This is a genomic window from Lentibacter algarum (assembly GCF_018860975.1).
GTDB lineage: Bacteria > Pseudomonadota > Alphaproteobacteria > Rhodobacterales > Rhodobacteraceae > Lentibacter > Lentibacter algarum_A.
The window spans coordinates 717075-730069 of sequence record NZ_JAHKQI010000005.1; the positions used below are offsets into that span (position 1 = coordinate 717075).

A 12995-nucleotide genomic window follows, 5' to 3' on the forward strand; every position below is an offset into this window, starting at 1 on the left:
AATAGGCGCAGTTGCTGGTGTTGGCAATCAGCTAACAGTCGGGTCTAATCGGCATATGTGCGGACGAATTGCCAACACCCTTCCCAGCGATTCTATGGCGCGGCTGTTTGCAGCTTTGCCTTCTAACAGCTTGCCGTCGGTGCCGAACTTTAACATTTGTCCGACCAACGATATTCATGTGGTGCGTGCCAGTGGTGACACCGGCGGCGCAAGCCGCGCGCTTGTGGCGATGCGTTGGGGGTTTATTCCGCATTGGTATAAAACACCCAACGATGGGCCATTACTGATCAACGCCCGTGCGGAAACGATTGCCGAGAAGCCCGCCTTTCGTGCCGCTGTCCGTTCGCACCGGTGCCTTATACCGGCAAGTGGCTACTACGAGTGGACGAAAGACGCCGAAGGCAAGCGCCTGCCTTGGTATTTCACCCGTGCAGATCGCGAATCTGTGGTGATGGCTGGCATCTGGCAAACATGGAGCAGCGGAGAGGGCGATGACGCGCAAGACACCTGCGCCGTGGTGACTTGTGCGGCGAACGCGGCGACGGCTGATGTGCATCACCGCATGCCAGTGATCCTTGCGCCGCGCGACTGGGGCAAGTGGCTTGGCGAAGAGGGCAAAGGCGCGGCCATACTCATGCAACCTGCGCCAGACGAAGCGCTGAATGTCCACCGTGTGCGGGCTGAAGTGAACTCAAACCGCGCGTCAGGTGCGCAGCTTATCGAGCCATTTGAGACAAGTTGAAGAGTGGCCTTGACCCCCAAAAACCGATGAAATAGGTAGTGTGCACTGCGCGGGCGTTGTGTAGTGGTAAGACCTTAGCCTTCCAAGCTAATGACGCGGGTTCGATTCCCGCCGCCCGCTCCACTCCCTTCACATTCCTGCGCGACAATAGGATGCTTGACGCCTCTACCGCGAATGGCCAGAAAGCTGATAACATTGAGGCAGGTTGACGATGGCAGACAAGGTATCAAGCGAATCCCAAGAGCGCGAAGCGTCAAAGCAAGTTGGCGCGTTGCGCGAGCTGGTGCCCTTTCTGGCGCCGTATAAAACGCTGCTGATCCTGTCCGGTTTTGCGCTTCTTATGACGGCCTGCCTGTCTTTGACATTGCCTTTGGCGGTGCGGCGTGTGGTTGATAACTTTAACGCCGAATCTCAGGAGATTCTTGATCTCTACTTTCTCGCAGCGATCGGCGTTGCAGCCTTGCTCGCGCTGGGCACGGGGCTACGCTATGCCTTGGTCACACGGCTTGGCGAACGGGTCGTGGCTGATATTCGCAAGGCGGTGTTTGATCGGGTGATCGGCCTTAGCCCCGCCTTCTACGAAAGCCTGATGACGGGCGAGATTCTCAGCCGTATCACCACAGACACGACGCTTATCCAGTCGGTTATCGGCTCATCTGTGTCGGTTGCGCTGCGCAATGTGCTGATCTTTATCGGCGGGATGATCTTGATGCTGTTCACTTCGGCCAAGCTTACAGGGCTGGTGCTGTTGATCGTGCCGCTGGTGGTGATTCCGATTCTCACATTAGGGCGCAAACTGCGTGGGCTCAGCCGTGAAAACCAGGACTGGATAGCAGCCAGTTCGGGGCAGGCCTCCGAGGCGCTGAGCGCTGTGCAAACGGTGCAGTCCTTCGCGCAAGAAGCGGTGACGCGTGGTCGCTTTAGTGACGTTACCGAGGCCTCCTATGACGTCGCGCGCCGCCGCATTACCGTGCGCGCGATCATGACAGTCACCGTGATGTTCCTGATCTTCGCGGGTGTTGTCGGCGTGCTGTGGATTGGCGCGCATGACGTGCGCACCGGCACAATGAGCTCGGGTGCCTTGGTGCAATTCGTGATCTACGCGATCATGGTTGCAGGCGCGGTCGCCGCGCTCTCGGAAGTTTGGGGCGAGCTGCAACGCGCTGCGGGCGCGACCGAACGATTGGTCGAGCTTCTGAACGCGCAAGACACGGTGAATGACCCTGTCGAGCCAGTGAAATGCCCTGCCAAACTCACTGGAGCTATAAGCTTTGACAATGTCGGGTTCTCTTACCCGTCGCGGCCTGAAAGGCAAACGCTTGAAGCAGTGAACCTGAGCATCAAGCCCGGTGAAACCATCGCTCTTGTCGGCCCCTCGGGCGCGGGCAAGACCACAGTTATGCAGCTCATCCAACGCTTTTATGACCCGAACAAGGGCCGCGTTACCCTTGACGGGATTGATCTGCGCGACATGCAGCGGCAGGACTTTCGCCAACAGATATCTGTGGTGCCTCAAGATCCGGTCATCTTCTCCGGAACTGCGATGGACAACATCCGTTTTGGCCGTCCCGAGGCCTCTGACGAGGAGGTAATGAACGCCGCTAAGGCCGCGGCTGCGCATGAGTTTATCAGTGCTTTGCCAGAGGGCTATAACGCAACTCTTGGCGAGCGTGGAGTGATGCTCTCGGGCGGGCAAAAACAGCGGGTTGCCATCGCTCGCGCGATCTTGCGGGATGCACCTTTGCTGCTGCTGGACGAAGCGACTTCGGCGCTTGATGCGGCCAGTGAACGGGCGGTTCAGCAAGCTGTCGAAACCCTGTCACAAGACCGCACCACGCTGATCGTTGCGCACCGTTTGGCGACAGTGAAAAAAGCTGACCGCATCGTTGTGTTGGACGGTGGTAAGATTGCCGCGCAGGGCACCCATGACGAGCTTGTTGCTGCGAACGGGCTTTACGCCGAACTGGCGCGCCTTCAGTTTACAGACGGGGGTGTCGTGGGGGGAGAAACTCCCTGATTTCCCCCTTGTTCTGTAGTGCTACTTAGGGGAGACTGCGCGCAGAAACAGACACAGACAGGGAGAATGATCATGGGTCTTTTTAGTTTTTTCAAACGGTCGGGTAAGCGCCTTAAGAGCGAAGAGCCGACAGCCGCAGACTTGCAAAAAGAAGTTGCCGATCTCGGGCTTGACGCCGAGGGCCTCGATATCAGCATCGAAGGCGACAAAGTTAAAGTAACGGGCGCCGCCGTTTCTGACGAAATGCGCGAAAAAGTTATCCTCGCGGTTGGTAACGTTGAAGGCGTTGCCGAAGTTGAAGACGACGCAGGCGACGCGGCCTTCCACACCGTTGAAAAGGGCGACACGCTCTGGGCAGTTTCCGAAAAAGCGCTGGGCAAAGGCTCGCGTTACATGGAGATCTTTGAAGCCAACAAACCAATGTTGAGCGACCCGGACAAGATCTACCCGGGCCAAGTGCTACGCATCCCACAGGATTCAGCAGCTTAAAATTAGCTTTTGTGTTAGAGAGGCCCTCGCAGATTTGCGGGGGCCTTTTTGTTTGTCGTTCCCCTCTTGCGAAGGCGCAAGTGCTTCGTTACGCCTGTTGTAACCAGAGTTTTGAGGGCAAAGCCATGAACGTTCAGATCGACATTTCGCAGTATAGAAACCTAGCACTCGAGGCGCATGATGATGGCGTTTGGGTTGTTACCCTTAACCGCCCGACCAAGCGCAATGCTTTGAATGCGGACACCGTCGAGGAGTTGGTCGAGTTCTTTTCCAAAGCGCCGCGCGCCGGTGTGCGGGCAGTTGTCTTGGCGGGGGCGGGCGATCACTTCTGCGCAGGACTTGATCTTGTTGAGCACCACGATGAAGACCGCTCGCCTGCCGAGTTTATGCACCTCTGCCTGCGCTGGCACGAGGCCTTTAACAAAATGGAATATGGCGGTGTTCCGATCATTGCGGCGTTGCAAGGCGCGGTTGTTGGCGGCGGACTTGAGCTTGCCAGCTCGGCGCATGTGCGGGTGATGAACGACAGCACCTATTTTGCCCTGCCCGAGGGCCAACGCGGCTTGTTTACCGGCGGCGGCGCGACGATCCGCGTGTCTGATCTTGTGGGCAAATCGCGGATGATCGACATGATGCTGATGGGCCGTGTTTATCAAGGCCAAGAGGCGGCTGATGTCGGCCTTGCTCAGTATGTTGTCGAAGGCTCGGTCTATGACAAAGCGCTTGAGCTTGCACGGCGTGCCGCCGAAAACCTGCCGCTATCCAATTTCGCCATTTGCTCTGCGGTGAGCCACATGCAGAACATGTCAGCGATGGATGCAGCCTATGCTGAATCGGTCGTGGCTGGTGTTGTGAACACGCAGCCGGATGCGCGCTCCCGCCTTGCCGCATTTGCTGACAAAAGCGCAGCACGGGTGCGCAAGAACGCGCCGTGAGCACAGTTTTTATCCTCAATGGCCCCAACCTCAACTTGCTCGGCAAGCGTGAGCCCGAGATATACGGCAGCGACACGTTGGCCGATGTAGAAGTGATGTGCCGCAAGGCTGCGCCTGCAGATGTGAGCATAGAGTTTCGCCAGTCAAACCACGAGGGCGTGCTTGTTGACTGGATTCAAGAGGCTCGCGAGACGGCAGATGCGATTGTGATCAACCCCGCTGCTTACACGCATACGTCGGTTGCTATTCTTGATGCGTTGAGCGCCTTTGAGGGGCCGGTTGTCGAGGTGCATATCTCTGACGTCCACAAACGCGAGAAGTTCCGCCACCACTCCTACGTCAGCCTGCGCGCCGACGAGGTGATCGTCGGTCGCGGTGTGCAGGGCTATGTTGACGGGCTGGCTTGGGCTGTCAAAAAGCTCGCCTAAAGCATCCGATCATCAACCAAAGCTTCCTCCGCGATCATCGCCTCGAGCTTGCGCCGGAAGCGCAATTGGCCGCCGTCGATGGGCGCGGGCGCACCAGAGTAAGGCGTCAGTCCAAGAATGCCTTTTCAACCACGTATGTTTGCGGGTCGGAGTTGGCGCCCTCGACGAGGCCGAAGTCTTCCAGCATGTCTTTGAGTTCAAGGTTGAACGCGAGGTTGCCGCAGATCATGGCACGGTCGTTTTGCGCGCAGAGCGGCTCGACGCCGAGGTCGGCAAAGGCCTCGCCGCTGCGCATGAGGTCGGTGATACGGCCCATCTTCGGGCTCTCTTCGCGGGTCGTCGTCGGGTAGTATTTGATCTTCTTCCAGAAGCCCTCGCCAATGACTTCATTGAGCAATTCGTTGCTCTTGAGGCCTTCGATCAGATCGCGTCCATAGGTGAGTTCGCCCACCGTGCGGCAGGTGTGTGTGATGATGATTTCGTCATAATCTTCAAAGGTTTGCGGCTCACGCAGCAGGCTGGCGAAGGGCGCAAAACCGGTGCCTGTGGCAAAAAACCAGAGGCGCTTTCCGGGCAACAAGGCGTCATGCACCAGCGTGCCAACAGGCTTGGGCCGCAGGATGATCTCGTCCCCTTCTTTGATGTGCTGAAGCTTCGATGTCAGCGGCCCGTCCGGCACTTTGATCGAGTAGAATTCAAGCTCCTCATCCCAGCTCGGGCTGGCGATAGAATAGGCGCGCAAGAGCGGTTTTTGCCTGCCGGTGACAGGGTCGGGATCGCCCATGAGGCCGATCATCACAAACTCGCCGGAGCGAAACCGAAGGCTCGCCGGCCGCGTGCAGCGGAACGAAAACAGGCGGTCGGTGTAGTGGGTGACACCGGTGATCGTTTGGGTGTTGGGCTGGGTTTTGGGCTGGGCTTTCACCGCCGGAGTTGCTTGAACATTCATCTTGATTACTTTCAGCCGCGCAGGCGGGCTTGGTAGTTGTTGTTTTGCCAATCAGCACGAAATATCCAGCTGGCTTCGGGCTGCCGTTCGGCGTGCTCGGCACTGATTTCGGCTTCGTCAAAGCCTACACGCCGAGCCATTGCATATTGGTCGGCGAGTAGGGGGCCTGCCACGCGCAAACGCCCTGTGTAACCCATCAGCCGCAACTGCCGCGCGATGGTGAACACCCGCCCGTCGGCAAAGCTGTCAAAGCGCACACGGATCATTCCGACATTGAGCAAACGGCCTTGCAGCTCGGCCGGATCAGCGCTGGCATCAAGATCAAGCCCAGAGCCATTTTCGCCGCTTATCTCGCGGCGATTTTCCGTGAAGCCATGCGGCCAGTCTTCGCGGTGAAACCCGTCGTCACGAACAAGGGTAATCATGCTGTTGCTCCTGTTTTAACCATTTTTCCGTTTTCAAAATGTATGCCGCATTCTGACTTTTCCTGACCCTTCCAACGGCCTTCACGGCCTTCAGCAGGGACGGTGCAAGGCGCGCAGCCAACCGAGCCATAGCCTTGCGCCAGAAGCGGGTGCTTGGGAAGATCATGCTTGGCAATATAGGCGCGGGTGTCGTCACTGCTCCAGTTGGCGAGCGGGTTGAGTTTTATGCGTCCGGTGCCTTGCTCGGCTTCGATAAGTTGTAAGTGTTCACGCTTGCCACCCTGAAAACGTTTGCGCCCGCTGATCCAACTGTTAAAGCCCTCCAGTGCAGCTTGCAGCGGCGCGGTTTTGCGTAGGGCACAGCATGCATCGGTGTCGCGTTGGTGTAGTGTGTTGTCGGGGTCTTGCTTGGTAAGTTCGCCTGCGTTTGCACGTATTAGGCGCACACCCGTAAGGCCCAAGGCGGCACTTAGCGAACGCTGGTAGGCCAATGTCTCGGCAAACATCAACTCGGTGTCCAAGAAAAGCACGGGTGTAGCGGGGGCGATCTGCGAGATCATGTGCAACAGAACAGCGGCCTCTGTTCCAAAACTTGATACCAATGCGACCTCACCAAATTGCTTGTCATGGAGCGCAGCCTTGAGCAGGTCATGCGCTTGTGAGGCTGCAAACCGGGCGTTGTGCAGGCGGGTTGTTTCTAAGAGGTTACTCTGCAGCATGGGCTGAAACCTCTTGATAAAGGGCGGCTTTGAAGGGAGAGAGGCCCACGCGGCGATAGGTTTCGAGGAAGCTCTCGGAATCATTAAGCCGCAGTTCAAGATAGGCAAACATCAGGCGCTCAACCGCGGGAACGATCTCTCCATAAGCAAAGCCGCGGCCTGTGCGAGCGCCGAGCATGGCGGTCTCGGTATGGTCGCCCCCGAGGGTGATCTGGTAGTTTTCAACACCTGCGCGGTCGAGACCGAGGATGCCGATATGCCCGACATGGTGATGCCCGCAGGCGTTGATGCAGCCCGAGATTTTGATCTTGAGTTCACCTAAGTCGTGCTCGATTTTAAGATCGTCAACGCGCTCGGCGATCTGCTGGGCAATCGGGATAGAGCGCGCGGTTGCCAGCGCGCAATAATCCATGCCAGGGCAGGCGATGATGTCAGAGGCCAGCCCGATATTCGCGGTGCCAAGGCCAGCGTCACGCAGAGCGGTGTAAAGCGCCGGAAGGTCTGATTTGTGAACATGCGGCAGGATCACGTTTTGCTCGTGTGAAATGCGTAACTCGTCGTGGCCATAGCGTTCGGCAAGATCGGCCATCAGGCGCATTTGCGTGGCGGTCGCGTCACCCGGAGTCGCACCGTGGGCCTTGAGCGAAATGCTGACAATGGCGTAGCCCTCGGCTTTGTGCGCCGCGAGGTTTGTGTCGCTCCATGAGCGGAAAGCGGGGTTGTTGGCGCGCTCGGTTTCATATCCAGAAAGGCCCGTTGTCTTAAAGGCGGGCGCGGCAAACTGTGCTTCAATATCTGTTAGCAACGTCTGATCAATGCCAGTGAACTTAGGCTTGATCTGTGCAAACCGCGCGTCAACGAGGCGGCGGATTTCGTCGATGCCGTGCTCGTGCACTGTAATCTTGATACGCGCCTTATACTTGTTGTCGCGACGTCCGATCTGGTTCCAAACCGAGACAATCGCTTCCAGATAGGGCAGCAAATCAGCCTTGGGCAAGAACTCGGAGATCACCTTGCCGATCATCGGTGTGCGCCCGAGGCCGCCACCAACGATGACTTCAAAACCATGTTCGCCGTCACGCGATACCATGCGCAGCCCGATATCATGAGCGCGGGTTACGGCACGGTCGTTCTCGCTTCCGGTGATCGCGATTTTGAACTTGCGCGGCATAAACTGGAACTCGGGATGATCGGTGCTCCACTGGCGGATCAGCTCGGCTACGGGGCGCGGATCGGCCAACTCGTCGGCTGCGGCACCGGCGAAGTGGTCGGCGGTGACATTGCGGATCGTGTTGCCGGAGGTTTGTATCGCATGCAAACCAACCTCGCCGAGCGCGTCTAGCATGTCAGGGATATCCGCCAGTTTGGGCCAGTTATACTGAATGTTCTGACGGGTGGTGAAGTGGCCATAGCCCTTGTCCCACTTTTCGGAAAGCAAGGCCAAGGCGCGCATTTGCGCAGAGTTGAGCGTGCCATAAGGGATCGCCACGCGCAGCATATAGGCGTGCAATTGCAGGTAAACGCCGTTCATCAGCCGTAGTGGCTTGAACTCGTCTTCGGTGAGTTCCCCGGCAACGCGGCGGGCGACTTGAGCGCGGAACTGCGCGTTGCGGTCAGCCAGAAAGGCGGTGTCAAAATCATTATACTGATACATGAGTTTGCTCCTGTTTACCGTGAAAGCGGTTTGATGGGCCGGTTTGGCGAAACGCCTCGCGAAAGTGGGTTGGGGCGGGTGTGCCTGTTTCCACCGATACGTTCATCAGATAGACGCCAACAACTTCGCTATCACGGACCTCGGCCAGTTCCAGAGCGAGTTTGGCCAGTTCGGCATCAGCGAAGACCTCTGCGTCTTCGAGCCTGCGCACCCAATGATTGGTTTTTGAGAGGTAAACAACGTCGCCTTCAAGCAGGGCGTTGGCGGTGATCACTTGGTGGCTCATATCACGGCCTCCTTGAGGGTGTTAACAGCGGCTTCACGTGGGGCGAGGCCGAGCAAGATAAGCGCGGCACCTTGGGGCGCGGCTGCGTCAATGTCAGCGCTCAGGTGGGCTAGAGTTGTGCTCATTATGCGCTGATCAGGGCGTGAAGCGTTTTCGATGATGGTCACTGGAGTTGCCGGGGCCGCTCCATGCATGAGCAAGCGCCCCTGCACAAATCGCGCGGCTTTTTTGCCCATGTAAACGGCACTGACTTCTCCTTGACGCGCCAATGCGGCCCAGTCCTGTTCGGCGAAGCCCTGCATGGCGTGGGCGGTAAGAAAGCGCACGGCGTTGTTGCGGCCACGCTTGGTCAGGCTCTGGCCGATAGCGGCAACGCTGGCTGAAGCGGCGGTGACGCCCGGCAAAATTGAATAGCTGATGCCATAAGGTTCAAGCGCTTCGATCTCTTCATCAAGGCGGCCAAAGATCGTTGGATCACCGCCTTTGAGGCGCACAACTTGTGCACCGTTTTGAGCGTGTTCAACTATGCTTGCGTTTATCTCGTCTTGCGGCGTTGAGGGGCCAAAGCCCTCTTTGCCTACCGAGACCATAACAGCCTCGCGGCGGCACAGCTCAAGCACTGGCGCAGAGACCAGCCTGTCATAGATCACCACATCGGCCTCGTGCAAAGCTTTGCGGGCTTTGAGCGTCAGCAGCTCGGGGTCGCCCGGCCCTGCACCGACAAAGGCAACGTGGCCTTCAAGAGGGGTTTGGGCAGAGTGGGCTTTAAGAAGGCTAGCGAGGGCAGCCTGCACTTCCGTTTCTGGCTGCGACGCGAGGCGCGGGCCCGACTTGAAATAATAGTCAGACCAGAATGCACGTTGTGCACGGCCTTCGGGCAGGGCGGCTACCTGCGGGCGAAACAACTTGCCGATACGGGCTAGAAAACCAAGCCGCTCGGGCAACTCTTCCTCGAGCTTGGCCTTGATCGCGCGGGCAAGCACCGGAGCGGCACCTTCTGTGCCAATGGCAACTGTCACGGGGTCACGATCAACGATGGCCGGCGTGATGAAGGCGCTGGCTTCCAGATTGTCGACCACGTTGAACATCACCCCGGCCGCTTTGGCGAGGCCCGCAACGCGCAGCGCTTCGCTGGCGTCTGCATCGGCGGCATAAAGCAAAGTGGCATTGGCAATATCGGCTGGCTGTAACGTCCGACGGTGCAGTTTGATCTGGCCATTCAAAGCAAGCCGCTCGACCGCAGGCTCGGGGTTGGCCGTATAAACCTCAAGATCAGCATTGGTTTTGAGCAACAGGCGCAATTTGGCAAGCGCTGCTTCTCCGCCGCCCGTAACGACGACTGGCTGATTGTTTAGGTCAACAAAGATCGGGAAATGCTTCATGGTGTTACCTGCGATGACTGACAGCCCCAATATGGGATATTTTCCCCCAAAAGCACCATAGACGCAGGTCAGGTAGGTATGAATGGCCTTAAACTAGGGATAAATTGGGAAATTGCTCTGATTTCGCGGAGCTGCGCAAACGTTTCGTCTGGTCTGTAGCCATCAAAGGAACTTTGTTTGGCCGGATTTTGCCTTGCGCGCCTTTTGTTCCGGATATGCGGGCTTCTGCGAGAGGTGAGTCGTCGAGCCAACCTGTTCAGATTTGCTTTAGGCTTGATGTGGCGCGCGTGAGAATCCCGTTTTCACGCAGGGTGTTGCCAGCAATCCGGGCTCTTCCTACATTGGCCGCCTCAAAGGGGCTGGCCGAGCTTCGTGACGCATTGGCCGCGTTTGCAGCAACAGCAACACAAAGGACACCAACGCGATGACCTCAATCCTTGGCATTGGCGAATGCATGATCGAACTGTCGGGCGCTGGCCCAGATCTTTGGCAGCAACGGTTTTCGGGTGATGTGTTCAACGCGCTCTGGTATGCGCGCGCCTACTCTGAACCTGATGCAGAGATAGGCTTTCACACGGCACTCGGAGAAGACCCTCTGTCAGACCAGTTGCTTGCGTTTGCCAAATCAGGTGGCATCAATTGTGACGATACCCCCCGTATCGCCGACCGTCGCCCCGGACTCTATGCGATCCATCTGAACGGCGCAGAGCGCAGCTTTACCTATTGGCGCGACACCTCTGCGGCGCGGATGATGGTGCGCCAACCCGGCCAACTCTGGCAAAAAGTCGCCGCGGCGGATGTGGTCTATTTTTCTGGCATCACGCTGGCGATCTTGCCTCCGGACGACCTTGGAGAACTGCTTACAGGGCTGGTGCAGCACAAAAAGCAAGGCGCGGTTCTGGCGTTTGATCCCAACATTCGCCCGCACCTGTGGAGCGACAAAACCCGTATGCTCGATATGATCTCAAAAGCCGCTGCTATAAGCGATCTCGTGCTACCAAGCTTTGATGACGAAACATCGGCCTTCGGCGACGCCACACCGGAAATAAGCGCCCGACGTTACGAGAGCCTCGGCGCGCGGCATGTTGTTGTCAAAAACGGGCCCGCCGACACGGTTCACCTTGCAGATGGGAGCCTTACCAGGTTTTCGGTCGCGCCCGTTCAAAACGTGATCGACACTACGGCGGCGGGTGACTCTTTCAACGGCGCCTATGTGGCGTCGCTCATGCGCGGCTTGCCAGTTGATGAAGCGATCCGCACCGCTCAAGGTTGTGCAGGGCAAGTGATTGGCCACAAAGGCGCGATCATCCCTCTGGCGGAGCTGGTAGTTTAGCTAGAGTTTTGATCCCATTCACAGGAGGATCACATGAAAACTGGCTTCATCGGCACAGGTGACATCCCGGAGCAGTCATCACCGGCATCATGCGTGCAGAGCTTCCTGTCAGTGGGGTTCTGGCCTCTGCCCGAAGTGTTCGACAAAGTCCGCGTTTGTGAAAAAGCCAAGAGGTTATCGACGGTGGATGTGAGCTGATCTTTCTCGCGGCCTTACCACAACAAGCCAAGGCGGTTTTGGCGCCGCTCACCTTTGCCGATGGTCAGGAGATCGCCAGCCTGATTGCCATACATCCGGTCGAGCAAATCGCTCAATAGCGTGTCGCAGCATATAGAAGCCGCAAACCACGAGCAATAACGCCCCCCCCAAAGAAAAAGGCCGCCCAAGGCGACCCATTCAAATTTAACGAAATTGCTAGATGGCGGAGGAGGTGGGATTCGAACCCACGGAGGGCGTTAACCCTCGTCGGTTTTCAAGACCGGTGCATTCAACCACTCTGCCACTCCTCCGACGCGGCCCTCATAGCGCGTGTTTGCGACGGGGGAAACCATAAAAATGCGCAATAACGCGATAATTTTGCAGGCAGCCGAAAGGGCGGCATGTTGAGCACAGCTCGCCTGGCCGACGATTTATTGCCGATTTTTAACCCCAGACTTTTAATGTGCGCAGCAAATGGCTAGACTCCCCGAAAATGCGTTACGTAAAGCGCAGGGATTGAAGCATAACAGAGTTCTACGAGACTGGGCTCTGTGAACATGGGCAGATAGTAAAATGCAAACGCGATCACTGACGAGAACACCTTTCACGCTTGGCCGCATTGGCCTTGTTTTTGGCCTTACACTGGCATTGACTGCCTGTGAAGAGAGTGGCGAGTTTTCACTGTTCAACCCAAAGACTGCTGACGGAGCGAGCGATGCACCAGCGGTTGCGGCTAGCGGAAAAACCGTCGAGCGTGATGTCGAAGCACCGGAAGTGTTTCAGGTGTCTGAAGCCGGTTTGTGGGATGGTCGCCCCTCACTCGGTGGCGTTTGGGCTGCACACCCTGACGTGAAAGAGCCCGAGCGGGTGATCCTTCGCAACGCAGCCAACAACAAATTTGTCGTCGGAGCGCTGTTTCGCCGTGAGCGTGAAAACCCAGGCCCGCGCTTGCAGATATCATCAGACGCAGCCGAGGCCCTGGGCATGCTTGCAGGCCAGCCTATGGAGCTGAACGTTACCGCCCTTCGCAAAGAGCAAGTCGCGGTTGAGGGTGAAGGTCAGGGGCTTTCCGAGCCCGAGTTTGTTGAGGAAACCTCGCTTGACCCGATCAAAAGCGCCGCTGCCGCAATCGAAGCCGCAGATACGCCGGCAGCCGCAACACCGGCCGTAACTCCGAAACCGGCAACGCCCAAGAAGTCCTCATTGTCAAAGCCTTACGTGCAACTCGGTATCTTTAGTGTCGAGAAAAATGCCAACAATACAGCGACGGCAATGCGCACAGCGGGGATGATTCCGACTGTCAAAAAGCAAAGCCTCAATGGCAAAACTTTCTGGCGGGTTATCGTCGGGCCAGCTCAGAACAAATCCGAGCTTAACCAGCTGATCAAACGCGTGAAGGCTTCAGGGTTTACTGACGCCTACGCTGTCACAAACTAAC

General features: G+C 57.4%; 14 protein-coding genes and 2 tRNA genes. 9 read left to right on the forward strand and 7 right to left on the reverse strand.

The genetic code is table 11. The features are described 5' to 3' along the window. The first annotated feature begins 55 nt into the window (after positions 1-55). From KO498_RS07740 to aroQ, 6 genes are all read left to right on the forward strand, one after another. Positions 56-742 carry an SOS response-associated peptidase gene (locus KO498_RS07740; RefSeq protein WP_215959296.1) on the forward strand — a complete coding sequence of 229 codons (687 nt, stop codon included), beginning with the start codon at positions 56-58 and terminating at the stop codon, positions 740-742. Between the two features lie 49 nt (positions 743-791). After that, positions 792-865, forward strand: a tRNA-Gly gene (locus KO498_RS07745). A gap of 88 nt (positions 866-953) precedes the next feature. Next, positions 954-2759, forward strand: coding sequence for an ABC transporter transmembrane domain-containing protein (locus KO498_RS07750; protein ID WP_215959297.1), 1806 nt, complete (start codon positions 954-956; stop codon positions 2757-2759). Positions 2760-2831: 72 nt separating this feature from the next. Next, a complete protein-coding gene (lysM, locus tag KO498_RS07755) occupies positions 2832-3248 on the forward strand; it encodes a peptidoglycan-binding protein LysM (protein ID WP_215959298.1) in 417 nt (138 codons plus the stop codon). Between the two features lie 125 nt (positions 3249-3373). Then, a complete protein-coding gene (locus tag KO498_RS07760) occupies positions 3374-4183 on the forward strand; it encodes a crotonase/enoyl-CoA hydratase family protein (protein WP_215959299.1) in 810 nt (269 codons plus the stop codon). Further along, complete coding sequence (gene aroQ / locus KO498_RS07765; RefSeq protein WP_215959300.1) at positions 4180-4611, forward strand: type II 3-dehydroquinate dehydratase; 432 nt, start codon at positions 4180-4182, stop codon at positions 4609-4611. Before KO498_RS07760 ends, aroQ begins: the two co-directional genes overlap by 4 nt. A gap of 106 nt (positions 4612-4717) precedes the next feature. On the opposite strand, the gene KO498_RS07770 is transcribed toward aroQ, so the two are convergent. Genes KO498_RS07770 through cysG form a run of 6 tightly spaced genes read right to left on the reverse strand, consistent with a single transcriptional unit; the run spans position 4718 to position 10026 of the window. Further along, complete coding sequence (locus tag KO498_RS07770) at positions 4718-5560, reverse strand: ferredoxin--NADP reductase (RefSeq protein ID WP_215959301.1); 843 nt, start codon at positions 5558-5560, stop codon at positions 4718-4720. An 11-nt stretch (positions 5561-5571) separates the two neighbouring features. Then, positions 5572-5985, reverse strand: coding sequence for a DUF934 domain-containing protein (locus KO498_RS07775; protein ID WP_215959302.1), 414 nt, complete (start codon positions 5983-5985; stop codon positions 5572-5574). Further along, positions 5982-6704 (reverse strand): phosphoadenylyl-sulfate reductase, encoded by a 723-nt coding sequence (locus tag KO498_RS07780; RefSeq protein ID WP_215959303.1) that lies wholly within the window; start codon positions 6702-6704, stop codon positions 5982-5984. Before KO498_RS07780 ends, KO498_RS07775 begins: the two co-directional genes overlap by 4 nt. Further along, complete coding sequence (locus KO498_RS07785) at positions 6691-8358, reverse strand: nitrite/sulfite reductase (RefSeq protein WP_215959304.1); 1668 nt, start codon at positions 8356-8358, stop codon at positions 6691-6693. The genes KO498_RS07780 and KO498_RS07785 overlap by 14 nt, the downstream gene beginning before the upstream one ends. Then, a complete protein-coding gene (locus tag KO498_RS07790) occupies positions 8345-8644 on the reverse strand; it encodes a DUF2849 domain-containing protein (protein WP_215959305.1) in 300 nt (99 codons plus the stop codon). The genes KO498_RS07785 and KO498_RS07790 overlap by 14 nt, the downstream gene beginning before the upstream one ends. Then, positions 8641-10026 carry a siroheme synthase CysG gene (gene cysG / locus KO498_RS07795; protein ID WP_215959306.1) on the reverse strand — a complete coding sequence of 462 codons (1386 nt, stop codon included), beginning with the start codon at positions 10024-10026 and terminating at the stop codon, positions 8641-8643. The genes KO498_RS07790 and cysG overlap by 4 nt, the downstream gene beginning before the upstream one ends. 424 nt (positions 10027-10450) lie before the next feature. Between cysG and KO498_RS07800 the strand changes: the two genes are divergently transcribed. Together KO498_RS07800 and KO498_RS07805 are read left to right on the forward strand one after the other, a co-directional pair. After that, positions 10451-11359 (forward strand): sugar kinase, encoded by a 909-nt coding sequence (locus KO498_RS07800; protein WP_215959307.1) that lies wholly within the window; start codon positions 10451-10453, stop codon positions 11357-11359. 33 nt (positions 11360-11392) lie between these two features. Further along, positions 11393-11557 (forward strand): hypothetical protein, encoded by a 165-nt coding sequence (locus KO498_RS07805; protein ID WP_215959308.1) that lies wholly within the window; start codon positions 11393-11395, stop codon positions 11555-11557. Positions 11558-11778: 221 nt separating this feature from the next. On the opposite strand, the gene KO498_RS07810 is transcribed toward KO498_RS07805, so the two are convergent. After that, positions 11779-11868, reverse strand: a tRNA-Ser gene (locus KO498_RS07810). A 262-nt stretch (positions 11869-12130) separates the two neighbouring features. On the opposite strand from KO498_RS07810, the gene KO498_RS07815 reads away from it, so the two are divergent. Next, complete coding sequence (locus tag KO498_RS07815; RefSeq protein WP_215959309.1) at positions 12131-12994, forward strand: SPOR domain-containing protein; 864 nt, start codon at positions 12131-12133, stop codon at positions 12992-12994. Position 12995: the final 1 nt, after the last annotated feature.

Excerpts from the sequence above, each read along its gene's own strand:
- KO498_RS07740 (WP_215959296.1), top strand. The coding sequence starts at position 56 with ATGTGCGGACGAATTGCCAACACCCTTCCCAGCGATTCTATGGCGCGG.
- KO498_RS07760 (WP_215959299.1), top strand. The coding sequence starts at position 3,374 with ATGAACGTTCAGATCGACATTTCGCAGTATAGAAACCTAGCACTCGAG.
- lysM (WP_215959298.1), top strand. The coding sequence starts at position 2,832 with ATGGGTCTTTTTAGTTTTTTCAAACGGTCGGGTAAGCGCCTTAAGAGC.
- KO498_RS07800 (WP_215959307.1), top strand. The coding sequence starts at position 10,451 with ATGACCTCAATCCTTGGCATTGGCGAATGCATGATCGAACTGTCGGGC.
- KO498_RS07775 (WP_215959302.1), bottom strand. The coding sequence starts at position 5,985 with ATGATTACCCTTGTTCGTGACGACGGGTTTCACCGCGAAGACTGGCCG.
- KO498_RS07790 (WP_215959305.1), bottom strand. The coding sequence starts at position 8,644 with ATGAGCCACCAAGTGATCACCGCCAACGCCCTGCTTGAAGGCGACGTT.
- KO498_RS07750 (WP_215959297.1), top strand. The coding sequence starts at position 954 with ATGGCAGACAAGGTATCAAGCGAATCCCAAGAGCGCGAAGCGTCAAAG.
- KO498_RS07780 (WP_215959303.1), bottom strand. The coding sequence starts at position 6,704 with ATGCTGCAGAGTAACCTCTTAGAAACAACCCGCCTGCACAACGCCCGG.
- KO498_RS07805 (WP_215959308.1), top strand. The coding sequence starts at position 11,393 with ATGAAAACTGGCTTCATCGGCACAGGTGACATCCCGGAGCAGTCATCA.
- KO498_RS07785 (WP_215959304.1), bottom strand. The coding sequence starts at position 8,358 with ATGTATCAGTATAATGATTTTGACACCGCCTTTCTGGCTGACCGCAAC.
- cysG (WP_215959306.1), bottom strand. The coding sequence starts at position 10,026 with ATGAAGCATTTCCCGATCTTTGTTGACCTAAACAATCAGCCAGTCGTC.
- KO498_RS07770 (WP_215959301.1), bottom strand. The coding sequence starts at position 5,560 with ATGAATGTTCAAGCAACTCCGGCGGTGAAAGCCCAGCCCAAAACCCAG.
- KO498_RS07815 (WP_215959309.1), top strand. The coding sequence starts at position 12,131 with ATGCAAACGCGATCACTGACGAGAACACCTTTCACGCTTGGCCGCATT.